A 25,174-nucleotide genomic window follows, 5' to 3' on the forward strand; every position below is an offset into this window, starting at 1 on the left:
TCAGCATTAAAAAATGTTGCACAATTTTTTAAAATACTTCATTAAGCAATTGTGCTAAAAAAAAGGTTGCCACATATGTGACAACCCTCATAGTCATTCATCATCATTCATATCGTAAATATCAATTCCGGCAGCACGTCTCTTGTGCTCCTCTTCCACTGCTGCGTAATGCTTAACCGTGGTGTTTACATCCTTATGTCCCAAAACATCGGCAACCATGTAGATGTCACTGGTCTTATTGTATAACGCGGTTCCGTAAGTACGCCTTAGTTTATGCGGTGTGAGCTTCTTCTCAAGTCCGGTATTCTGACCATACTTTCCTACCATGTGCTGAATACTTCTGACTGATAGCCTGTTGTGCTTAAGCGATATGAAAAGAGCTTCCTCTTCCTCATCCTCAGCCATCAGGGATTCTCTCTCGTTATTTATATAGTCGCGAAGAGTGTTACGAACTATCTCACTGATGTAGAGCTCGTCCTCGAAGCCGCCCTTTCTCACAATCTTGATCGTATTGGTTTTGAAATCGACATCCTTAAGATCAAGTCCCGCGCACTCCGATACACGAATTCCGGTATTGAGCAAAAGTGTAATAATCGCAAGATCTCTTTTCGACGTAAGTTCGCTCATAACCTGTGAATGATGCGAACCTGACTTCACATTGGTAACCGTGTCCATCAGCATCTTCACCTGGTCGCTGTCGAGACGGTTGATTGATCTTCTTTGCTTTTCCCTGGACCTTGTCACCGCTTTTAAAGTTGGATCATTTTCCAGGTAATCAAACTTAATCAGATACTTGAAGAAATTTCTTACAGAGGCCATTTTTCTCGCGATGGCTCTCTCCCTCGCCTGCTTGACACCTGACTTTGTGACCTTATGTCCCTGCGCGACATAGGTCTGGAATTCATTTATATCCGGTGCCTTCATGTGCTCAAGCACCATAAGGGGGATATCCTTTATCTCAAGATTCCTGCATAGAGGATTGTTCTCCTTTATGTATCCGAAGAAAAAGTAGATGTCATGGGCATAGCTGTACGCAGTATTTATCTGATATTTCAAAAGACATTCATCAACAAATCCATGCGCATACTGCGGAAGCAGCGCCTTGACACTGTTGATGTTATCCCTGCGTCTACTCTGTAACTCATTGTAATATGCTGAATTCTCACCCATGACAACTTCCCCAACAAGATTTTAATTCGTATATCCCATCAGGTACTCGTCAACTTCCTTGGCACAGGCTCTTCCTTCTGCGATAGCCCATACAACAAGAGACTGTCCTCTGTGCATATCCCCTGCAGCAAAAAGCTTTGTTCCCTGAATGTGATAGCCGTCCTCAGCAGTTAATACTGTGCCTCTCTGGCTGCGCTTAAGTGAAAACTCATCAGCGGTATAATCTTCACAGCCTATGAAGCCTGCGGCTATTAAAAGTATATCACATTTCAAGTTTTTTTCCGAACCGGGAACCTCAGTGAGCTTGCCGTCCTTAAAGGTAACCTTAACCGTTTCGATCTGCTTTAAGTTACCCTTTTTATCTGTTGTTATTCCCTTCACCGTTGTCTCAAAAACTCTCGGATCACTTCCGAAAACATGGATGGCTTCCTCGTGACCATAATCTGTCTTTAAGGTCTTTGGCCACTCCGGCCAGGGATTATTTGCAGCTCGTTCAACCGGAGGCTTTGGCATCATCTCAAGAGCTGTAACGCTCTTTGCGCCGTGTCTTATAACTGTGCCGATACAGTCATTACCTGTATCTCCGCCGCCTACAATAACTACATTTTTATCCTTTGCATCGATATATCCACCCTGTGCCTGAAGTGAAGCAACTGTCTTGCCGCCACCTTTTACAAGCGCTTTGGTTGTTGATGTAAGGAAATCAACTGCATTATAAACACCTTTTACCTTCTCGGGATCGGCTACCGCAAGGGGTCTTGCCTTTTTAGCACCGCAGCAAAAAACAACTGCGTCAAATCCCGGAAGAAGCTCAGCGGATTTAACATCTTTTCCTACGTCGGTTCCTGTATGGAACACAACACCCTCTTTTTCCATGAGCTTTCTTCTTCGCTTAATTACGCTCTTATCAAGCTTCATGTTGGGGATACCGTACATCAAAAGTCCGCCGATTTCATCCTCTCTCTCGAAGACTTCAACCTTGTGCCCTCTGTGATTAAGCTCGTCTGCTACGGCCAGTCCGGAGGGACCGCTTCCGATTACAGCCACTTTTTTACCGCTTCTTATGCTCGGGATAAACGGTTTGATGTAACCCTTAGCATAAGCTGTCTCAACCAGGAACAACTCATTGTCATGAACCGTTACAGCATCGCCGTTTTGTCCGCACATGCAGGCCTTTTCGCAAAGTGCCGGACATACACGGCCCGTGAATTCCGGAAAATTGCTGGTCTTATGAAGTCTTGCAAATGCATGCTCATCATGAGCTTTATATACTTCATCGTTCCACTCCGGAATGAGATTGTTCAGAGGGCAGCCCACTACCATGCCGCTTAAGTTCATTGCTGACTGGCAAAATGGAACTCCGCAGTTCATGCATCTTGCAGCCTGCTGTCTTCTTTTTTCAGAATCGAGAGGAGTGTGGAACTCCTCAAAATTCTTTATTCTTTCTTCGGGCGGAACGTCCCTGTTATTTGTTCTGTTATATTCAAGAAATCCTGTATCTTTTCCCATCTTAGGTCAACTCCTTAAAAGCTTCCAGCACTGCATGCTCATGATCGATGCCCTGCTCCTCGTATTTACCGATTGCAGTAAGCATCTTCTGATAATCATTCGGAACAATCTTCTTGAAATCTGCGATGTAGTCATCGAAATTATCAAGAATCTCACGTCCGTACTCCGAATCGGTCTCCTTTACGTAATCCTCAAGGATTGAGTGAAGTTCTGCGATGTCGTACTTTTCAGTTACTTCGTAAAGTGAAGACATATCCTTATTCATTCGAAGGTATAATGTGTGTTCCTTATCAAGTACATAAGCGATTCCGCCGCTCATACCGGCTGCGAAGTTTTTACCTGTCATTCCGAGAATGACCGCTCTTCCGCCTGTCATGTACTCAAGACCATGATCACCACAGCCCTCGGAAACTGCTATGGCACCGGAATTTCTGACACAGAATCTCTCTCCCGCAACGCCGCATACATACGCTTTTCCTGCAGTCGCTCCGTATAAAGCGACATTACCTATGATAATGTTTTCATGTGCCTTGTAGGTAGCTTTTTCAGAAGGTCTTACAATTACCTTTCCTCCCGAAAGTCCCTTGCCGAAACCGTCATTGGCATCTCCGTAAAGTTTCAAGGTGACACCGTTTGGAAGGAATGCTCCGAAGGACTGTCCTCCGCCGCCATGTGCTTCCACATTGATGGAATCATCCGGAAGAGTGTTATTAAAGTCTGCAGTAACTCTGCTTCCAAGGAGTGTTCCAAAACTTCTGTCAGTACTAGAAATATCCACCTTGATGTTAAGCTCTGCATTTTTACTCTTCTTATCACTGTCAGTCTGAGCACTCTGCAGATTCTTTTTAAGAGCTGCTTTTCCTTTTTCGTATTCCGGAATAAGCACTTTGGAATCAAGAGTTTTCTCAAGTCCGAAGTCATATATATCAGCAGGTTCAAAATGATTTTTGTCTCTTCCGACATAGGAAGCATCCAGTATTCTCTTAAGATCTGCAGCATCCTTACATCTTGCCTTAGGCACACTTCTCATCTTAAGGCAGTCAGTTCTTCCTATCATATCCTCAAGCTTTTTAAATCCAAGCTCGCTCATGATCTCACGAAGCTGTCTTGCAACAAAAAGCATGAAGTTCATTACATGCTCGGGCTTACCCCTAAATCTCTTTCTGAGTTCCTCGTTCTGAGTAGCAATTCCGACAGGGCATGTATCCTTGTTGCAGACTCTCATCATCATACAGCCCATACATACAAGGGGAGCTGTGGCAAAACCGAACTCCTCTGCTCCGAGAAGTGCAGCTATGGCAACGTCTCTTCCTGTCATAAGCTTTCCGTCTGTCTCAAGAACTACTCTGCTTCTGAGACCATTATCCAAAAGTGACTGATGAGCTTCGCTTACACCAAGCTCCCAGGGAAGACCTGCATGGTGTACTGATGAAGACGGAGCAGCACCTGTTCCTCCGTCATAGCCTGATACCAGGATTACCTGTGCGCCGGCCTTTGCAACACCTGATGCGATAGTTCCGACGCCTGCCTCGGATACAAGCTTTACTGAAATCCTTGCCTTGTCATTTGCATTTTTAAGGTCATAGATAAGCTGTGCAAGATCCTCGATGGAATAAATATCATGGTGCGGCGGAGGTGATATCAGCGCAACACCCGGAGTTGAGAATCTTGTTGAAGCAACCCAGGGATATACCTTTTTACCCGGAAGATGTCCGCCTTCACCGGGCTTTGCTCCCTGCGCCATCTTGATCTGGATTTCCTTTGCACTCTGAAGATATCTGCTGCTTACACCGAAACGACCTGAAGCAACCTGTTTAACAGCACTGTTTCTCTCTGTTCCGAATCTGGCAACATCCTCACCGCCTTCACCGGTATTGGACTTTCCGCCAAGTCTGTTCATTGCAATAGCAAGAGTCTCATGAGCCTCCTTGGAAAGTGAACCGTAGGACATCGCTCCTGTCTGGAAGCGCTTTACGATTTCTTCCTCGCTCTCAACCTCATCAAGCGGAACCGGTTTACCGGTGGGGACAAAGGATAGAAGTGCTCTTAATGTATGAGGTCTGTTTTCATCGTCGACCATCTTGGTGTATTCCTTGAATCTGTCGTAATCACCTTCTCTTACTGCTCTCTGGAGAGTAACGATAGTCTTCGGACTATACATATGATCTTCCTTGTCCTCTCCACTTCTGAGAGTGTGGAAGCCGATCGAGTCAAGTGTTGTATCTGTCGAAAGTCCAAGCGGATCGAAAGCTTTGTTGTGACGAAGCTCAACATCCTCTCCAATCTCCTTGACTCCGATACCACCGACGCGGCTGACTGTTCCTGTAAAGTACTTATCTACAAACTCACTTGAAAGTCCGATTGCTTCAAATATCTTAGCTGACTGATAGGACTGAAGTGTAGAAATACCCATCTTCGCAGCAATCTTTACAACGCCGCCAAGGAGTGCCTTGTTGTAGTCTTCGATTGCAGTGTGATAATCCTTATCGAGAATTCCTATATCAATAAGCTCTGCAATACATTCCTGAGCAAGATAAGGATTAATAGCTCTTGCACCAAAACCAAGAAGCGTAGCTATCTGGTGAACGTCTCTGGGTTCACCACTCTCTAAAATAAGTGATACTGCCGTACGTCTCTTTGTTCTTACGAGATGCTGCTCAACTGCAGACACTGCAAGAAGTGAAGGGATAGGCATGTGGTTTTCATCAACACCTCTGTCTGAGAGAATGATGATGTTGATGCCGTCCGCAACTGCTCTGTCAACTGAGATACAGAGCTGCTCAAGTGCTCTTTCCACCGGAGTGTTCTTATAATAAAGAAGTGAAATCTTTCTTACATGGAAACCGGGCTGATCAAGAGCTTCGATTTTCATAAGATCAACACCTGTGAGAATCGGGTTGTTAACCTCGAGTACGCGGCAGTTGTCGCTCTTTTCCTCAAGAAGATTACCGTCTGATCCGATGTACACAGTTGTATCCGTTACTACCTTCTCACGAAGTGAATCTATCGGAGGGTTTGTAACCTGTGCAAAAAGCTGCTTAAAGTAGCAGAACAGAGGCTGATGATGCTGTGAAAGCATAGCCAGCGGGATATCTGTACCCATGGAAACAGTGGGCTCGATTCCGTTTGTTGCCATAGGCATGATCTGGCTCTTTACATCCTCATAGGAATATCCGAAAACTTTGTAGAGCTTATCGCGCATCTCCTGCGTGCTTCTCGGAATCTTCTTATTTGGAATCGTTAATCTATTTAAATGCAGAAGATGTCTGTCGAGCCACTCACCGTAAGGCTTTGCGGTCGAATACTTCTGCTTGCATTCTTCATCTGAAATAATTCGTCCCTGCTTTGTATCAACAAGAAGCATGTGTCCCGGAGAAAGACGTGATTTCTTCAGGATTTTTTCTTCGGGTATATCAAGAACACCAACCTCGGAAGCCAGTATAAGTCTGCCGTCCTTGGTGACGTAGTATCTGGAAGGTCTGAGTCCGTTTCGGTCAAGAGTTGCGCCAAATACCTCTCCGTCTGTGAAAAGGACAGCCGCAGGTCCGTCCCAGGGCTCCATCATTGTCGCATAGTAATGATAGAAATCCTTTCTGTCCTGTTCCATGAAATCATTGTGCTTCCAGGGCTCAGGAATAGTAAGCATCATTGCAAGCGGAAGGTCCATGCCGTTCATATATAAGAACTCAAGTGTGTTATCAAGCATGGCTGAATCCGAACCTGAAGAAGCTATTACAGGATAAACTTTTCCAAGGTCGTCTCCGAAAACATCTGAATGCATAGTCTCTTCACGGGCAAGCATTCTGTCGCTGTTACCGCGGATAGTATTGATCTCACCGTTGTGCGCGATCATTCTGTACGGATGCGCTCTCTGCCAGGAAGGAGTCGTATTTGTTGAAAAGCGGCTGTGCACAAGGGCAACTGCCGTATGATAATCAGGTGATAAAAGATCCTCATAGAAATTGCGGAGCTGTCCCACAAGGAACATTCCTTTATACACTATTGTCCTTGATGAAAATGAGCATATGTAGGTATCCTCGGAGGATTTCTCATACTCTCTTCGAAGCTGATAGAGTCTTCTGTCGAATTCAATTCCTCTCTCTGCATCATCAGGTCTTTCTATGAAGCACTGGCAGATATAAGGCATGCAGTTTCTTGCAACTTCACCGAGAATCTCAGGGTGAATTTCCACATCTCTCCATCCGAGAACCTTGAGATTTTCCTTCTCCGCAATTACTTCGAGCATTCGCTTTGCGAACATTCTTTTCATTGAATCCTGGGGAAAGAAAAACATTCCGATTCCGTAGTCTCCGGCATCCTTCAGTGTAATTCCGAGTTTTTGCGCCTGCTTCCCAAAGAATTTGTGTGAAATCTGAACCAGAATACCAACACCGTCGCCGACCTTTCCTGTGGCATCTTTTCCGGCTCTATGCTCAAGTTTCTCAACAATACTCAGCGCATCGTCGAGAACTTTATTGTCGGCCTTACCGTCTATATTTATAACCGCGCCGATACCGCAGGCATCACGCTCATTCATCCAATTGTCCATTTCTCTTCCTACCATTTTTTGTTAATAGTCCGTGGGCCCCACTAGGTTATTGATAAAAATCTAATAGCATTTTCAAGTAGTTTTTTATTACAAGGCTCACAAGAATAAAGTTTATTCAAGGAGCCTTGTTAAGTTAGTACTTTTTATCTAAGTGAGAAAAGCATCTGTCCGTAAGTCGGGTAGCTGAGATACTTATCAGGGATAAGGGCTTCAGCTTCATCAGCATACTTACGAAGTTCATCCATATCTGAAAGAATTGTCTGCTGATAGTAAGCTGCCTGCTCAAGAAGATCTTCCTTCTCTTCAGCCTTCTTTGTATCAGCCTCAAGTGTTGCAAGTGCCTTGCACATTCCTGCGGATGCTTCATCGATTGTCTTGAGAACTCCTGTCTCAAGAACTGCACTTCCGTCTCCGAGAAGGCTCTTCTTCTGAGCGATTTCTTTTCCGAGATCCTTCTGATAAGAAACGATACCTTCTGTAAGATCCTTTCTTACCATCTCCTGCATTGTAAGTGCTTCGATGTGAACTGACTTTGAGTAGTTCTCAAGGAGGATGTCATATCTTGAATGGATCTCTTCCTTAGTGAAGATGCCATGCTTTGTGAAAAGTTCAACTGACTCATCACTGATCCAGTAAGGCATTGCATCGGGAAGTGACTTAAGGTTTGCAAGACCTCTCTTTGCTGCTTCCTCAACCCACTCGTCTGTGTAGCCGTTTCCGTTAAAGAGAATTCTCTTGTGAGCTGCAAGTGTTTCCTTAAGGACTTCTCTTATCTTCTCCTTAAGTTTGTCTCCGCTGTAAGCTGAAAGCTTCTCATAGAGCTTAGCTACTTCTTCAGCAACTGCTGTGTTAAGAACGATGTTAGCATTTGCTACTGAAACTGAGGAACCGGGCATACGGAACTCAAACTTGTTTCCTGTGAATGCGAAAGGTGAGGTTCTGTTTCTGTCTGTGTTATCCTTTGTGAAATGAGGAAGAACCTTTGCTCCCATTGCCATCTGAACCTTACCCTGGCTCTCATATGCTTTTCCTTCTTCAACTGCACTGAGAACCTGTGCAAGCTCATCACCTACGAAAATTGAGATAATTGCCGGAGGTGCCTCGTTGCCGCCAAGTCTGTGGTCGTTTCCTGCAGATGCAACGGAAAGTCGAAGGATCGGTGCATATTCATCAACAGCTGAAATAACAGCCATTAGGAACAGAAGGAAAGGAATGTTCTCTCCGGGGTTCTTTCCGGGATCAAGAAGGTTCATTCCGGTGTCAGTGCAAACTGACCAGTTGTTGTGCTTACCTGAACCGTTGATTCCTTCAAACGGCTTCTCATGTAAGAGGCATGCATAGTTGTGCTTATCGGCAACTTTTTTCATAACCTCCATTGTAAGCTGGTTGTGATCAACAGCAATGTTAGCTGTCTCAAATACGGGAGCCATCTCATGCTGAGAAGGAGCTACCTCGTTGTGCTTTGTCTTTGCGGGAATACCAAGCTTCCAAAGCTCTTCATCAAGGTCATGCATGTATGCGGATACCTTGGGCTTGATAACTCCAAAGTAGTGATCCTCCATCTCCTGACCTTTTGTTGCCGGTGCACCGATCAGTGTACGGCCGGTGAAAAGAAGGTCCTTTCTCTTTTTGTAGAAGTCTTTATCAATTAAGAAGTACTCCTGCTCAGAGCCGATTGTGGTGTTTACGCGCTTTACATCCTCATACCCCAGGAGGTGGAGCAGTTTAACAGCTTCCTTGGACAGAGCTTCCATTGACCTAAGAAGGGGTGTCTTCTTGTCAAGAGCTTCTCCGCCGTATGAGCAGAATGCTGTCGGAATGTAAAGAGAACCATCTTTTATGAAGGCGGGAGATGAAGGATCCCACGCTGTATAGCCACGTGCTTCAAAGGTTGCACGAAGACCACCTGAAGGAAAACTTGATGCATCAGGTTCACCCTTTACGAGTTCTTTTCCTGAAAACTCCATGAGAACTCCGCCATTATCGGTGGGTGAAATAAAGCTGTCATGCTTTTCGGCTGTAAGGCCTGTCATAGGCTGGAACCAATGTGTGAAATGTGTTGCACCGTTCTCAATAGCCCACTCCTTCATGACAGCTGCTACTGTATTAGCAACATCAAGTTCGAGATGAGAACCCATCTCTATTGTCTTATGTACTGCCTTGTAAATGTCTTTAGGAAGACGCTCCCTCATGATCTTATCGTTAAAAACAAGACATCCAAATTCTTCTGTAAGTTTACTTGCTTCTATCATTACCGTTTCCTCCTTTTATTTACTTTCCTGATGCACCATAGTTTGATAACACGCGGGCTGAAGGATCGTTTACGTCACAGCCCTTCCAGTTTTTATTGGGCATCCAGAAATCTATAACCATATCTGATTGTCCGGAATAATACTTTTCAAACAATTCTCTATATAAAAGCGATTCCTTGGTAAAAGGAGTCGCATGAGTATACGCTTTCCTTTTTTCTTCAAATTCCTCATCCGTATAATGAGTTTCTGCATATTCCATGAGGTCATCTCGAAGTGAATGTCCGACTGCATCTGAGAATGCAGCTTTCTCTCTCATAAGGATTGAATGAGGAATAAACTTGTCAGGCTCAAAAGCCTTTCGCAGTAAGTACTTACCCATTCCGTAAGTATTGAGTTTCTTTTCGGGGTCAATGCTCATTACATAATCCACGAAGTCGAGATCTCCGAAAGGAACTCTTGCTTCCAGTGAGTTAACACTTATGCATCTGTCAGCTCGAAGTACATCGTACATATGAAGTTCGCGTACTCTCTTTTTTGCTTCCTCCTGGAAGGCTTCGGCACTTGGTGCAAAGTCTGTGTACTTATATCCGAAAAGTTCATCCGATATTTCTCCGGTCAGAACAACCTTAATATCGGTGTTTTCATGGATCCATTTGCAAAGAAGATACATTCCTATTGATGCTCTGATTGTTGTTATGTCGTAGGTTCCAAGAGCCTTTACAACAGGCTCGAGTGCATCCAGAACATCCTGTTTACTGATGATCACTTCGTGGTGATTGCTGTGGATGTAATCTGCAACCTCTCTTGCATACTTAAGGTCTATAGCATCTATATCCATTCCGATTGCAAAGGTCTCTATCGGTTTGTCCTGAAGACTTGCGGCCACTCCGCAAACCAGAGATGAATCCAGACCTCCTGAAAGAAGGAATCCAACAGGAGCGTCTGCATCCAGTCTCTTCTTTATTCCATTTAAAAGCTTGTCATGAATGTTTTTAGTAATTGTCTCTAGGTTGTCGGTTCTAATTTCCTTAACCTCGGTCATGTCTCTGTAAGAAATGAACTTACCGTCCTCGTAATAATGTCCGGGCGGGAAAGGTGATATTTTTTTACAAACACCTGTGAGGTTCTTAGGTTCAGAGGCAAACAGTATGTACCCATCCTCATCATATCCGTAGTAAAGAGGTCTGATTCCTATCGGATCCCTCGCTGCGATAAACTTTCTCTTTTCATCATCGTAGATGACCATCGCAAACTCTGCGTCGAGAAGTGAAAACATTTTGGTTCCAAGCTTCTCATAAAGCGGAAGAATGATCTCACAATCGCTGTCACTCTGAAAGGTATAACCCATTGATTTCAGATATGACTTAAGGGCTTTGAATCCGTAAAGCTCTCCGTTGCAAATAACAGCATTTCCGTTAAGTTCAAAGGGCTGCATTCCTTTGCAATTCAGTCCCATGATCGCCAGGCGATTAAAACCGAGCCATCCGCCCTTTACCTTTAATGTCCTGAATTTATCAGGCCCTCTGGATGCTGTCCTTTGCAGCATTTCCTCAAAGAAATCCTTACTGATTTCTTCCCTTGTATATGTGAGTATTGCGCACATATCTGTTGTTCCTCCTGGTTATTTTATTTCCCCTCATCCGGCGCTTCGCGCCACCTGTCTCCGCTCCGCTCCGGTCCGCGCAGAACCGACATCCCCCGGATGTCGTGCGCCCCAAAGGGGAAGGCTATTTCGGGGAATTATTTCATCACTCGGCGTCGGCCAAAGCAAGTACGCCTTCCTCGCCGGTGCGAATCTTAACTACGTTATCGATGCTGTAAACGAAGATCTTACCATCACCGATTTTTCCTGTATAAAGAGTTCTCTTAGCTGCCTCAATAACATCCTCTACAGGAATCTTGCTGACAACAACTTCCAGCTTAATCTTTGGAAGAAGTGTCACATCCATCTCAACTCCGCGGTACTTCTGGCCTGAGCCCTTCTGTACTCCGCATCCCATAACCTGAGTAACTGTCATTCCGGTTACACCAAGTTCGTTCATTGCCTTACGAAGCTTGTCGTATCTTGAAAGCTTTGTAACAATTACTACCTTATGAATAGCAGAATCTGATTTAACAGGACCTGTTACAACAGGAACTGATGCATTCTTCTGGAACTCTGTAGCCTTGTCATATTCATCAACACCAAGGTCTGTATTCTCATTGACACTCATGTTAAGAGTATTGGAGATATCCATAAGTGCGAATCCTGAATATGCAGATGCAAGACCGTGCTCGGTTGCATCAAGACCTGTGATTTCCTCTTCCTCACTAACTCTGAGGCCAAGGATTGCTTTAATAGCTACGAATGTGATTGTGATTGTTACTGCTGTCCATGCTGCAACTGCTGCAAATCCTACAAACTGAATACCAAGAAGCTTGAAGCCGCCGCCATAGAAGAGACCTGTCATCTCATTTCCTGTTGCATCAGCAATGCTGTAACCGGGTGCTGCGTTTGTTGCAAAAAGTCCAACTGCAAGTGTTCCCCAGATACCGTTTAAGCAGTGAACTGCTACGGCACCAACCGGATCATCAACGTGAAGCTTGTAATCAAGGAACCATACGCCGAAGCAAACAAGAAGTCCTGCTACTATACCGATTACGATTGCACCAAAAGCATCTGTTACATCGCAGGGAGCTGTGATTGCTACAAGTCCTGCAAGTGAAGCATTGAGACACATTGAAACATCGGGCTTACCATACTTCAGCCATGTGAAAATCATGCATGTTACTGTTGCAAGTGCAGGTGCTATTGTTGTTGTTACAAATACGCTTCCAAGCTGTTCTACTGTAGTACATGCTGCTCCGTTAAATCCATACCAGCCAAGCCAGAGAATGAAAACACCAAGAGCGGCTGCTGTAAGATTATGTCCGGGAAAAGCGTTTACCTTAACAACTTCTCCTCTTGCATTTCTCTCTAACTTTCCAATGCGAGGTCCGAGGAATGCTGCACCGATCAGGGCTGAGATACCACCAACCATGTGGATACATGTGGATCCTGCAAAATCGTGGAATCCAATCTGTGCAAGGAAACCGCCGCCCCATGTCCAGTGAGCTTCAATAGGATAAATGATTGCTGAGATAACTGCTGAGTATACACAGTAGGAAATGAACTTTGTTCTCTCAGCCATGGATCCTGAAACGATCGTTGCTGTTGTTGCACAGAACACTAAGTTAAATACGAAATTGGACCAGTCGAAATTTGCATAATTTGTAAAAATATCAAATCCCGGTCTTCCGATGATTCCCATCATGTCCTCACCAAGGAGTAATCCAAAACCGATGAGAATAAATACTACAGTACCGATACAGAAATCCATCAGGTTTTTCATAATGATGTTTCCTGTATTCTTTGCTCTTGTAAAACCTGCCTCACACATTGCAAAGCCTGCCTGCATCCAGAATACAAGAGCTGCTCCGATCAAAAACCAAACTCCGAAAACACTCGAATCAATTGCACTTAAAATTTCTTCACTCATAACCTGCTCCTCCGATTCCTAAATTAGTCGGGATAATAAAATTGGCGGTGCGCAGGGAGACTGCTCATACAGTCTGATGCCCCATTGCACCGCCTAATAAATCATTTGTAGAACTTCCGGTCAAAACAATGCCCGGTGATTACTTATGAATACATGTATACAATTGTGAGTACACATTCTCCGGAGTGTATTCAAAAAGATAAGAAAAAGCGCCTTAGAGTGTTAACTCTAAGACGCCCTTGTCTTTTATAGTTTGTGATTTTACGCTTATGAAACAGATGTGTCAAGATACTTTTTTAACTTTTTTCAAATTAAAAATCTTGATCATTTTTTACTTATTCAGTAACTGTATCCTCTGCTTCAACACTCACATTCACACCGTTGCCGGTGAGGTTGATGTTCTTGTTTACCTTAGCATCATAGGTTCCGGCTCTCATGATCTCAGTGAAATCAACACCGGTAGCTTCTGACATGGTATCAAATACCTGCTTCATAACGATAGGCATGTTGCCTGAAATCTGGCTTGCACCGTTTGTTCCATCGCCTGTTCCGTATATATTGATCTTGTCGATCTGTGAAAGAGGCTTTGCAATCTCGGCAGCCATCTGAGGCATGATCTTGATCATCATCTCAGCCATAGCGGCTCCGTTGTACTTCTTGTACGCTTCTGCCTTTTTCTCCATTGCTTCAGCTTCCGCAAGACCTTTAGCCTTGATAGCTTCCGCCTCGGCACGACCCTTGGCTTCAATACCTGCAGCCTCGGCATCGTACTTAGCTTTGATACCTGCAGCTTCCTGCTCTGCTGCGAATTTCTGTGCCTCAGCCTGTGCTCTCTTAGCATCAGCCTCACGCTCCTGCTCATACTTATCAGCATCGGCTTTCTTCTGACGTTTTACAAGCTCTGCCTCAGCGGCCTTCTCAGCCTGGTACTTTTCAGCATCGGCCTTTTTCTCAATCTCAGCTGCAAGTTCCTGCTGCTTTACAGCAACTTCCTTCTGCTTAAGTTCAGCCTCGCGCTCTGCCTTTGCAATCTGGGCATTAACGGTGTTGGTCTGAATTGTCTTTTCCTGTTCCTGTCTCTGAATCTCGTATGCGGCATCGGCTTTAGCCATTGCAGCATCGGTTTCCAGTTTCAGTTCTGCCTGCTTCATAGCAAGGTCACGCTGCTTCTGTGCAATCTCAAGATCAGCTGCAATTCTTGCATCATTGGCTTCCTTGTCAGCTTTTGCTTTTTCAACTGCAACTTCCTTCTCAGCCTGAGCCTTAGCTACAGCTGCGTCCTTCTTAATCTTGGAGGTGTTATCCATACCAAGGTCATTGATGAGACCGTTTTCATCAGTTACGTTCTGAATGTTGCAGGACAAAATCTCGATACCGAGTTTACTCATGTCCTTTGAAGCCTTCTCCATAACCTGATCTGAGAAGCTGTCTCTGTCGGTATTGATTGCCTTAAGAGCAAGTGTACCGATGATCTCACGCATGTTACCCTGAAGGGAATCCTGAAGATCAAGTGTGATCTGCTCGGGATTCTTGTTGAGGAAGTTCTTGGCAGCAAGCTGAATCGCTTCGGGAGTAGTACCGATTCTTACCTTTGCGACAGCGTCAACATTAACATTGATGAAGTCATTGGTAGGAACGGACTGCTCTGTTTTGATGTCAACAGTCATCTGTCCAAGATACAATTTGTCGACCCTCTCAAAGAAGGGGATCTTGATGCCTGCGCGTCCAATGAGGATACGAGGAACCTTTCTCATACCGGATATAATGTATGCTCTGTCCGGAGGTGCCTTAACATATCCGGCTGCAATAATGATAATAGAAATGATAATGATTGCGGCAATTACGATTGCCATTGTTAATGATGTAGTCATAACGACCTTCCTTTCTCTGAAACACTTTTGTTTCTGTGATTTAATTGTAATCTACGTAAAGTCGTGAATATATATCGGTTTTGGAGCCTTTAAATATTGTATTTTTCTGTTTTGGAAAAAATAATCGCTAACGATATTACGTCGCTACTGCCTGTCAAAGGAAGCGACCTTTACAGTGTGAACAACGAACCTGTTTCCACTGCCCGACTGGCCGGAACAGGTCGACAATGTAAGAAGTGAAGGATGCTCCGAAAAATCAATATCTCCGGAGATTTCCTTCATGGAACAGTTTTTAACATAATTTACAAAATCTTCGTATTCACTCTCGTTCTTAACTTCCGTGTAGCTGTAAGAGCCCACGGTTGTAGCATAGTATGAGAATACTTTGTACTTATATATCTTATCCTCCGTATAAATATATACATACGGATTTTCCGCAAGGATATCCTTGTCCTTGTTTTTATAAATAGTTTTAAGAGAACCGAACATCGAACCGTTTCTCATGTTATGACCAAATAAGAAGTCACTGAGGCCGCAAAAATCAGCATCAGAATCAACATCCATAAATATGCAGCCTGCCTTATTTGGTGTTCCTTCAAAGGTCTTATGAAGATACTGATCGATTGACTGTTCCTTTACCACCGGATAGTTAATTGTGGAAATGGCTGGGAAATAGAGCCATCCAATGAAATCGGAATTGATGCCCTTTAATGCCTCAAAATTGATATCCAGCCTCGGATATTCGTCCTCTGAATCCTCATCGATTTTTTCGAATAGTTCGGAATTATCATCTTTTACAATGACATATTGATCGGCGATGTTGTCGTACTCCGAAATCGCGACAGAATACTCCTTTTGATCAAAATATATCATGACTCCCTCATATATAATGACCCCAAGAAGAATTAGAATGAGCACTATTCGTAAAATGCTCCATATTGAATTTGTTTTTTTCTCTGTGTTTGTATTTTCCATAATATCAATATTTTATACGAACACAGAGTATTAGAAAAGGGTTTTCATAATAGTTGATACGGAAATGATTTATTCACATTTTTTTGGTATAATCTACTTACTTAACGGAGGATTTTACTATGACAAATAGTCAGGCATGGGATTATGCAATAGGCATGATTAAGGTAGACGGATTAGAACCCACCCAGGATTTTAAAGACTACATAGAAAAAGAAAAACGCGGCGAAGTTACCATGGAAGATGCCAAAAAGTTTCTTGATAAAAAATACAAAATGAAGGAGTCTGCTGATGCGTGACCCTTATCTTTACGATGACGCTCCTGTCCTAAAAAACAAACTTGGGATCAAAAATCAAGAAATTCTGGATTCAGCTGAAGCAGATTATGTTGTTTACAGGCTTAAGGAAATTGCTCTAAACAAGCTTCCCGGTGATTATCATACTGAACATTTTTTTAGAATGCATGAATACATCTTTCAGGATCTATTTGATTGGGCTGGACAATCGAGAAATATTGCCATCTACAAAGAAGAGGACGTTCTTGGAGGTCAATCCATAGAATACTCTGACCCTTTTGATATTGTTACAGACGTTCGTCACGTTTTGTCTGACATGAGGAATAAAGAGTGGAAAAGCATGGGCACCAAAGAGGCCGCCAAGGAATTTTCTGATTCTCTGGCTAAACTTTGGAAAATTCATCCGTTTAGAGAAGGTAATACCCGTACAACAGTAACTTTTTGCTGTCAGTTCATTGATGAGCATGTTTTTATAATCAATAGAGAATTATTTGAAAAGAATGCCAGATATGTTAGAACTTCATTAGTTGCATATAATGCCTATTTTTCTGATGGTAGCAATTTTTCTAAAAAAGAATACCTCGAAAAAATAGTTTTTGATTCCTTAAGTTCATAAAAAAATGACGGGAAATTCTTCCCGTCTACGGTGATCCAAAGAGCTTTCGCCCAGATCACAATTCTAATACCATAATAATTGAATACTTTAGTTTGTTGCAATATTTGAATCTGAATTTTTTATGATTTCTCCTATATTTTTCGTATGCTGCTTTTGAAAGAAACAATTTACAGAATCAATGGACATCCCAATACACAAAAGCAACTATTCTTACTCTTACTTTTTATTTTTATTTTTGTTTTCCTAAAAATATATACTCCCCCATCTCCACTTCTACCGGCCCCCTTTTAGATTATTAGTATTCCTATCAACACCATACCCTACTTTCAACCACCAAAAATGCTAGCCCCCACACAGATAATAGACATTATAGTTATGCAAACATTTTTGTTTTGTATTCCTTAGCTACCTTTATCAATGCCTCCTTAGCTATCTGATACTGTTCATCGTGATAATCAGTCTTGTCTCTTGAGAATATAACATGATCTTTGAGATACTCAGCAACCTCTATATTAAACAGACACTCAGTTCTTTCATAGAAGCCTTTATCTTCATCCACATATTCGAAGTGGTTACCAACTCTTCTATTTTCCACATTTATCGCGCTCTCAGAACATGCACTCCAGTAAACAGTATCATAACACTCAAGCAGAAAATACCAATCTTGCCCCTCAATATTAGCCTTGGTTTCAGCCCAAAAATGCTCTTCTGGTTTAATTCTTATAATGACCGTTACTTGCGATCCGTTTGACATCGCCACTATTTCAGATACATAATCCCCCTCTAAAGACTTTAGTGCCGTTTTATTATCTGTCTTGCTCGAATTCTTTTTCAAGAATACTTGCATTTCTTCACAATCACACAAAAAATCCTTCATTTCTACAAATTCACCATTGGGCAAATACTCTGATTCAAAAGAATAACCGCATTTCTTCTTTTTAGAATCATAAACGAACCGCCAAAAAGAATATGCCCCTCCTATATCTTCGTCTTCCATATCTTCAGGCAAATCTAAATCCCATGGTTCAAAGCATGAATTAAAGCATCTCCAATCTATTTCCTTCACGCTTTCAATTGCTTTTTTCACGGCTTCTTGATTTTTTTCCACGTATTCCTTATTCATTTCATATACTAACTCATATAGTCTTTGGCAAGCCTGTATAAAATCGCATGATTCAGATAGTTCTTCAATTCTAAGAGCACAGTCCTGTCCTCTATAATTTTCCAAATCAATAATCATATATTCTTTATCTATCTGAAAAAACTCTTTCATGGATTTTGCTGAAAACATGGTCTCCAAGATTGTTACTAGTTTTTTTCCTTTAACACTTAAATAAACTCCACTTTGTGAACCGCTCATTTTGATCACTCCTTAAATGCTGTCTTTAAACTTTTACTATGTTTACAATTCAATGTACTTATTCACATCAATAAAGTCATCAATGCCCACAGGTAAATATCCTGGTATATGTACCTCCATCTCAATCAGCTTTTCTTTCTCATCCACCTCTATTTCCTCAATTAAATCATTACTGCATTTCCAAACATTTACTATTGTACTTTTACCCTTCCAAACGCAAAGATAGACCCTTGCACCCGTAATTCTTTTGACCTTTTCAACAAATTCCTTAATATCATTCTCAGTCATCTCAGGAACCACAAGCGATGCAGAAAAGATGTTTTGATAAACATCTCCATAAAACAAATTGCAATCAGGACCAGTTATAATGTCATATAGAGTTTTTTCAGAATTCAACCAAGGAACACGCTTTAGAGTATTTTGTATATTTCCCTTTTCAGTATCTGTAACAATAATTTTTGTTTCAAACGATTCCTCTTTTTCTGGCTTATGTTCTTTTGCTTTTATTGAATACTGTTTTAAATTGGATACTTCCTTTTTAGAAATATCACAGCCGCTTAGTTCAATCCATTTTTGAATGTCATTAATCTCCACATCGCTTTGAAGATTTCCATCATCATCTCCTTCACAAACACAAGAATGAACTCTTCCCCCAAAACAATATGCTCCGAACACGCATGGATCAACATTATATTCAATCGTATCAGCAATAACTACGCCATCATTTTTTATATTTTTTGCTATTTCTTTGACTAACCCTAGCAATTGATCATCATCACATGAGAATTCGTCCAACTCAACAGATTTCTTTTTTGTATTAAATACTTCATACGCATGAGCACCAATACCATATTTTTCAAAAGAAATCTCTTCAAGTTTTTTCCAAACTGATGCTTTTTTTACCATAACAAACAATCTTGAATTATACTGGCTCATTATGTAACTCTCCTTCATCATTCATAAGCTTAAGATATACATATGCATTCGCTTTAGCATCGCACCATGCCATCAATTACTGTTATCTCGCCAATTTATATAATCGAATCTGTTGTTACAAAAACTTTCTGTTAATAACGTACACATTAGTATTACTTGCAATACTCTTCATAGCTCACCAAACCATTATTCTCAATAACCTTCAACACATTTTGATTAAACTCTTTCTCTTCAATTTCAGCATCAGGAAATGCAAACTTGAAATCGATATAACTCATCTTCGGAAATTGATAAGAAAAATAGCATTCTTGGATATAATCGTGGTACTTCTCATTACTTATTTCTGCTTTGGACAATCCAAAAGCACTTTTAAATTCAGACAGTGGTAATAATTTAATCATTTCATGCACAAACTCTTCTACAGAATGCTCTCTTTTGTATTCTTTCTTTATAGGATCATATATACATTCTTCGGTAAGCCAATCCTCATCAGAAGTACTAGAATTTTCATCTGAATCTGACCAATCATCTGGCAGACAGCTATAAGTTAAATAGAGCTTCCCTCTTTTCAGGTCTCCTGTAAAAATATCCTGCTGTCCAGTTGTGAACCCATTCGTCTTTGCTTTAAATTTTGCTTTAGGCGCTGCTTCTGCGATTGCTTCAAACAATCCAGCCTCATCAACTCTTCCATATCTGCCATATGGTCCATTTGCCTCAACATATATTTTCTTACTTGCTGCGAGAAAATCATCTATCGCTTTTTTAGTTAGTCCATCCAAAAGGACATCATTCTTACCATCAAATTTCTTCTTCTGCCCTATTTTTGTATTCTCTAAACTGGCATCGTGTTTATTCCCACAATATTCTTTTATTACCATAATCATGGATTTTAATTCTTTTTGCGTTCCTTCTAATTCTATGAATGTGCTCAAATCTGCAGACATATTCATCCTCCTGCTATAATCGCTATGTCTATAGTACATATTCATGACTATATCTCGACATACACTTTTTTACTAAAACACAAGCATTCAAAGTATTCTATATTATTTCTTGTTGAATATCTGCATAGGCTTTTTGATACATTTCCAAAAAGTTTCCATTTGAAACTGGATATATCTCATATTCCATATCCATGGCATCCAGCAAAACAGCCTGTGGTTTTTCTTCTACCATTCTATCAAGGTATGCCTTGAATTTTCCATGCGAGGCATTTTCTCTTGCTTTTCTTTCAATCGCCCACCATATATCAAATTCTGAAACATCCAGTCCCAAACCTACAGACCATACATTTCCCATTATAAAATAATCAAGCCAACACCTACATAAATGTCGTTCATCCTGTATTTGTTTTTGATAAAGATTATTTCCGAGCTTATCTCTGTTATATTGTTGTAACAGTGAGACAGATTTCGCATAACTATAATAGCTCAAAACTAGAGAATGCTTACGTTCAGCTTCACCATGAACATGAAATACCGGAATGATAGAGCCGTCTGTTTTTCTAACCACATTACATACAAAAGTATTGTGATTCACTTTCGTATTTCCATCTAATGCAAAAAACGCGGCCTTCCTTGCATTTCTTGTAAATGGTTTCCCAGAGAGCACTGATTCAATTTCATAAGTATAATTTGTCGTTAATATTGCATCAAAAGGAAGTGAAAGCAAATTCGCAAGTATAGGATTGGTTTCCTGCGCAGTACTGATATTATTTGCAACGCGTCTTTGAATTTCCTCGACATCTACTCCACATACAGCTTCAGGTTGCATAGCATATGGAATATCCGAAATATTAATTTTCCCTTCACGCATTTTTATGTTGTTTATAAGCACACCCCAACTAGAGCTTTTTTCTCCCAGTCGCAATATTCCATTTCCAAGAAAAAGGACATTAGGATACTTTTTCATATCAATTTCAAAAAAAATATTCTTCATATATCTGATTTCCTATCTTTTTCGTTTACTGCTTTTACAGAAAACAATTTCAGACATCAATGGACATCCTCCCATACAGAGGGCTTTTTTCTCACAATTCGGACATGACTGTCGCATTTTATTTCGGAAGGACTCAAAGGGCTCACTGTTGCAATCCTATCATATTAGTTTAGTCATATTAATGGTGCTTCATACTATTCACTCAGTATTAGTTTTCCATCTATTAGTTTATAAACAGTGATTGATGTACTCATGCCACTCTCTTCATCCCAATCCTCATCGTACTCATCATCTTCATACTCATCTTCTTCGTCTTCTTCGTCCTCATATTCCTCATATCCGCTACTTGTTTCAATAGTGAGCGTCGCATTCTCATAATTGATCTTATGAATAACTGTGTAACCGTCAGTATCCACGGTAAATCCGCCATGCGCATCAAAACGTAAATCAGGTGTATTTTCTGCAATGTAAATACACCAATCTATAAGATATTTCTCGAAATCATCGATACACAAACAGTTATATAGTTCAATATCATTCCCCATTACTTCCATTTTTTTTGCAATAGGATAATTCTGTCCTCTCCCATTAAGATTAACCGGATAACTCTTAGCAACTTCTATCTGCTTTTCATCCTGACATCTCAATAAAAAATTGGATTCTACTGACATAATAATTCTCCTTTCATAATTTCCTATATGATTTTTTACTCTCATATCTTCTCTAGTTTTTCAATACTAATTTAGAATGATTCCACACATATTACTCCTTATCCGTACAACAATTACACGCTAACCCGATGCCATTATTTACTGAACCGCTTTCTGTAATTCGAAATAGACTCTTGCATTCACTTCAGCATCACTCCATGCTCTATGTACTTCTTTATGCTCGAGCCCATAATACTCCGCCAAATATGACAATGTAATCTTTTCCCAGCCTTTACTATCCTTTACATTTTTAGCCAGAGGTTTTGTATCTAAATATTTATTGTCAAATGCAACTCCCGCTCTCTTTGCAGCTCTTGATATATGCGGTATATCACAGCTTTTTATGTTATGTCCAACCAGTATATCATCGCCAACAAACTCTTTAAATTTCTTTATTACCTCATCAACAGAAGGCTTATCTGCCACCATTTCATCTGTAATATGTGTCAGTCTTGCAATTCTCGGAACAATCTTTCTTCCTGGATTTGCCAGCATATCAAAGCGGTCTACTATTTCTCCATTGCTAACTTTCACTGCCCCTATCTCAATTATTTCTGATTCTGCATCACCTTTACTAATCCCAAATGTACCAGTATGTTCTATGTCAAAACAGACAAAGGAAGAAAAATGAGGCGTCATGACTTCTTCCATCGACTTAGGCATTCCATCTTCAACCTCTTCAAATTCCATATCGGAAAGAGTAAGTTCAGTCATCAACTGGCGCATTTGTCTATCAGTTCCAAATATTTTTAGGACCTTATATCCAACAACAGCATCCTCATCTTCCACACTTGTCTCGACAACTTTATCATTGTCAGAAGATGCTTCTTGAAGAAATCTGTCTGCCCCATCCAATGAAAGCTTATCGAAATAAAGTGCCCTTAATGCAGCTTTCTGATTCCCCCCAATCTTCTCGATGGTTTCAAATGCATCTGATGTTTTTGTGATAATCTCGTCAATATCCGCCTGCCAATCCTTTGTTTTATATGTCGCATTTAGCCATCTCTGATTAAAAAAGTTGTCACTTCCAATAACCTTCTCGGCATATTCTCCAAGAACACTGGCATGGGTCCTGGCATATTTCATTATCTCTTGTTCTTTTGCCTTCTTCGCATTATCTTTAATAAGCTTATCTATCGTATCCAGCGGAACTTTAACCATATTTATAAGTTCTTCTAGCTGTTTTTTTACTTCTTCAATAGGCATAGAATAAGCTGTTTCAAGTTCTTTCTTCTTATCAGTAAGCTTTTTCTTTATCGCCTTTAATTCCTTCAAATCATGTTCAGCCTGCTTCAGATTATCTACTGTATATTCTGTTGTGTTATAAACAGACAATCCCCTTTCCATGTACTGCTTTAATTCAGGAAAGTTATGAAAACTGACCTTGCCTGGAGTTTGCTCAGCCTCAACGACAATGTTTTCAGCACATATTATTTCATTTTTATCCATAATAATTGTCCCTTTCGAATACCAAAACATCCATTTATATAGTCTTTTTTCATTATATAGCATAAAGTATTTCTTATTTGTAAAAAAAACATAAAACAATACTAGTACTATAAATTTCCTTAACAAATTAAAAATATCGATTGCCGCAACCTCTTTAATTGCAATATTTGCATGTTTCTTTGATACTCAACATGCGATATAATTAGCCTTTGAGGGGAATCTTTAGAAAGCTTTAGAGGAATATGGATTATGAATAAAATCAAAGAAGCCCCGTCCGATAACAATATTTATCGTCCGGTTTTCAAAAAGACAAGAGGGCAGATTTATAGGACAGCTTATGTAACGATAGCTCTTGTAATTATAAACGTTCTTGTTTATCTTGCATCTAACAGCATCGCACCGAATTTCTATGATGATCTGATATTGGATCCCGCCGCATTTTTTTACACGGATAAAATAGAATGGTATAGACTGATTACGGCAACCTTTATGCACGCAGACGTTGATCACATCTTCGGAAATATGCTGTGCCTGGTTGCAATCGGTGCATTACTTGAAAACTATATGGGACACGGTCTTTATTTCATCATGTATTCCTTGGCCGGTATTGCAGGTAATGTTCTCACACTGGCCTACAATATTACTTTTGACGAGTTCTTTGGTTCCCTTGGCGCGAGCGGATGCACCATGGGTTTATCAGGTTTTATGGTGGTATGGCTAATCGTAAACAGAGATCAGCTTGTTAAGGAAGAAAACATGCTGATAAATATTCTGTTGTTTGGTTTACTGATTGTCTATGAATGCTTCTTCCAGAAGGATGCCAATACCGTAGCACACCTTGGCGGTTGCATTATTGGTGTCATTTTTGGAATCGTAAATATAATCGTCTTCCACAACAGCAAAGAAATGGAAGGATTACTTTAATCTTGATTTTCAGCGACAAGCTGATCTATTGCTTCGGCGTGTCTTAGATATGAATCGTAGGCGACATCACCTCTGTGATCGGGCAGGAGGTCTCTTCCGTAGTTGTTAATCAGAGTATTTCCAAGGTAATCGGAATACTTATTTGCTCCGTTGTAGTTGAGGTGAGAGCTACCATCCGATATGTCGGAGCCTCCGGTATAATCAAGACCGATGTCACTCAGATGTTTAAATACATAGTCGAAGCAGACGTGATCGTCCCCGGCTGCATTAAGCTCTCTCACATAATTTTCAAGCCAGTTGTAGCGCTGGGTTTCCTCCTGCTTAAGGCCCTCCTGCTGCTCCACATTCAGCTCGTAGGGCACCATTGTTATATAAAGCTTTATATCATTTTCTTTTGTATATTCTATTATCTTATCCAGATATCTCACCGACTTTTCAAGCGGTGCCTTGCACTCATCGGTATCAATCACAGGATCGGGCATAGACTCGTTATGAAAATGAGGAACAAAGCCCTTATAATAGCTGTAATCTTTGCCGAAAGCAGCCTCTAAATCCTTTTCCTCAAGATCGTTATATCTGTCATGATAGCCGAAAAAGGACGGAAAATATTTATTCCACAGTTCTTCTTTATTATCAAAACAAGCTGTCATCAGCTGCAGTTTGTTTAGCGAAAAGCGCATGCCATACAAGCTGTCACCGAGGAAATAATAGTGGTATTTGTAATCCTCCTGAAAAGCTGCTGCCGTGAAAAAGTCGAGAACAACAACCTTAGGCTTTTGATATTTACACAGCTCCTTCAGATAATGATAGGAAACATGCAAAGGCTGCTCCGCGGAAGAAAGGTCATAACCAGCTATGCCATAATCGGTAAAAAGCCTCGCCGTGTTGATTCCGCAGTGAACATGACTTGAACCGAGCATAACCACATCTATTGTGTTTTTAGGCTGATCGTATAGTGCCCTCGACTGCGTAACACCGGCCTCGGTCTTAACGCAGAGGACATTGTTGGCGACTGAAAGAAGGCAGAAAAATACTATTAAACTAATTGAAGTAACTATTATTCTTTTCATGTTTTTATCCTATTAGGTTATTCCCCTCATCCGG

At 41.1% G+C, this 25,174-nt stretch carries 18 protein-coding genes; 3 read left to right on the forward strand and 15 right to left on the reverse strand.

The window, feature by feature from the left end; genetic code table 11:
• Positions 1-93: 93 nt before the first annotated feature.
• The 8 genes from G630_RS0103475 to G630_RS0103510 form a co-directional block, all read right to left on the reverse strand.
• A complete protein-coding gene (locus tag G630_RS0103475; protein ID WP_026497767.1) occupies positions 94-1,170 on the reverse strand; it encodes a tyrosine-type recombinase/integrase in 1,077 nt (358 codons plus the stop codon).
• A 21-nt stretch (positions 1,171-1,191) separates the two neighbouring features.
• Positions 1,192-2,679 (reverse strand): glutamate synthase subunit beta, encoded by a 1,488-nt coding sequence (locus G630_RS0103480; protein ID WP_022761442.1) that lies wholly within the window; start codon positions 2,677-2,679, stop codon positions 1,192-1,194.
• A 1-nt stretch (position 2,680) separates the two neighbouring features.
• Positions 2,681-7,228 (reverse strand): glutamate synthase large subunit, encoded by a 4,548-nt coding sequence (gltB, locus tag G630_RS0103485; protein ID WP_026497768.1) that lies wholly within the window; start codon positions 7,226-7,228, stop codon positions 2,681-2,683.
• Positions 7,229-7,371: 143 nt separating this feature from the next.
• The gene (locus G630_RS0103490) at positions 7,372-9,480 is read right to left on the reverse strand and encodes a glutamine synthetase III family protein (RefSeq protein ID WP_044958649.1); all 2,109 of its coding nucleotides are present in this window, start codon (positions 9,478-9,480) and stop codon (positions 7,372-7,374) included.
• 19 nt (positions 9,481-9,499) lie between these two features.
• On the reverse strand, positions 9,500-11,083 hold the full coding sequence (asnB, locus tag G630_RS0103495; RefSeq protein WP_026497770.1) for an asparagine synthase B: 1,584 nt from the start codon (positions 11,081-11,083) through the stop codon (positions 9,500-9,502).
• A gap of 145 nt (positions 11,084-11,228) precedes the next feature.
• Positions 11,229-12,998, reverse strand: coding sequence for an ammonium transporter (locus G630_RS0103500; RefSeq protein WP_026497771.1), 1,770 nt, complete (start codon positions 12,996-12,998; stop codon positions 11,229-11,231).
• A 335-nt stretch (positions 12,999-13,333) separates the two neighbouring features.
• A complete protein-coding gene (locus tag G630_RS20540; protein ID WP_044958651.1) occupies positions 13,334-14,869 on the reverse strand; it encodes a flotillin family protein in 1,536 nt (511 codons plus the stop codon).
• Positions 14,870-15,013: 144 nt separating this feature from the next.
• Positions 15,014-15,742: a class B sortase gene (locus tag G630_RS0103510; RefSeq protein WP_026497772.1), complete on the reverse strand. Its 729-nt coding sequence runs from the start codon at positions 15,740-15,742 to the stop codon at positions 15,014-15,016.
• Between the two features lie 221 nt (positions 15,743-15,963).
• Here G630_RS0103510 and G630_RS24975 point away from each other — a divergent pair, with 221 nt between their 5' ends.
• A complete protein-coding gene (locus tag G630_RS24975; RefSeq protein WP_196805745.1) occupies positions 15,964-16,140 on the forward strand; it encodes a hypothetical protein in 177 nt (58 codons plus the stop codon).
• Positions 16,133-16,753 carry a Fic/DOC family protein gene (locus tag G630_RS0103520; protein WP_026497773.1) on the forward strand — a complete coding sequence of 207 codons (621 nt, stop codon included), beginning with the start codon at positions 16,133-16,135 and terminating at the stop codon, positions 16,751-16,753. Before G630_RS24975 ends, G630_RS0103520 begins: the two co-directional genes overlap by 8 nt.
• Before the next feature lie 373 nt (positions 16,754-17,126).
• On the opposite strand, the gene G630_RS0103525 is transcribed toward G630_RS0103520, so the two are convergent.
• The 6 genes from G630_RS0103525 to G630_RS23305 all read right to left on the reverse strand — a co-directional run bounded on the left by G630_RS0103525 (position 17,127) and on the right by G630_RS23305 (position 23,146).
• Complete coding sequence (locus G630_RS0103525) at positions 17,127-18,113, reverse strand: hypothetical protein (protein WP_026497774.1); 987 nt, start codon at positions 18,111-18,113, stop codon at positions 17,127-17,129.
• Between the two features lie 42 nt (positions 18,114-18,155).
• On the reverse strand, positions 18,156-19,049 hold the full coding sequence (locus G630_RS0103530; protein WP_026497775.1) for a hypothetical protein: 894 nt from the start codon (positions 19,047-19,049) through the stop codon (positions 18,156-18,158).
• Positions 19,050-19,201: 152 nt separating this feature from the next.
• On the reverse strand, positions 19,202-19,993 hold the full coding sequence (locus G630_RS0103535; protein WP_026497776.1) for a hypothetical protein: 792 nt from the start codon (positions 19,991-19,993) through the stop codon (positions 19,202-19,204).
• A 97-nt stretch (positions 19,994-20,090) separates the two neighbouring features.
• Positions 20,091-20,987, reverse strand: a complete 897-nt coding sequence (locus tag G630_RS0103540; protein ID WP_026497777.1) for a hypothetical protein — start codon at positions 20,985-20,987, stop codon at positions 20,091-20,093.
• 194 nt (positions 20,988-21,181) lie between these two features.
• Positions 21,182-21,658, reverse strand: coding sequence for a hypothetical protein (locus tag G630_RS0103545; RefSeq protein WP_026497778.1), 477 nt, complete (start codon positions 21,656-21,658; stop codon positions 21,182-21,184).
• Positions 21,659-21,796: 138 nt separating this feature from the next.
• The gene (locus G630_RS23305) at positions 21,797-23,146 is read right to left on the reverse strand and encodes an exonuclease domain-containing protein (RefSeq protein ID WP_049946070.1); all 1,350 of its coding nucleotides are present in this window, start codon (positions 23,144-23,146) and stop codon (positions 21,797-21,799) included.
• A 249-nt stretch (positions 23,147-23,395) separates the two neighbouring features.
• Here G630_RS23305 and G630_RS0103555 point away from each other — a divergent pair, with 249 nt between their 5' ends.
• The gene (locus G630_RS0103555; RefSeq protein ID WP_026497779.1) at positions 23,396-24,070 is read left to right on the forward strand and encodes a rhomboid family intramembrane serine protease; all 675 of its coding nucleotides are present in this window, start codon (positions 23,396-23,398) and stop codon (positions 24,068-24,070) included.
• Here G630_RS0103555 and G630_RS0103560 read toward each other — a convergent pair.
• On the reverse strand, positions 24,067-25,140 hold the full coding sequence (locus tag G630_RS0103560) for a hypothetical protein (RefSeq protein WP_026497780.1): 1,074 nt from the start codon (positions 25,138-25,140) through the stop codon (positions 24,067-24,069). The genes G630_RS0103555 and G630_RS0103560 overlap by 4 nt on opposite strands.
• Positions 25,141-25,174: the final 34 nt, after the last annotated feature.

Origin of the sequence: Butyrivibrio sp. WCD2001 (genome assembly GCF_000424485.1) — a bacterium.
Classification (GTDB): Bacteria; Bacillota; Clostridia; order Lachnospirales; family Lachnospiraceae; genus Butyrivibrio.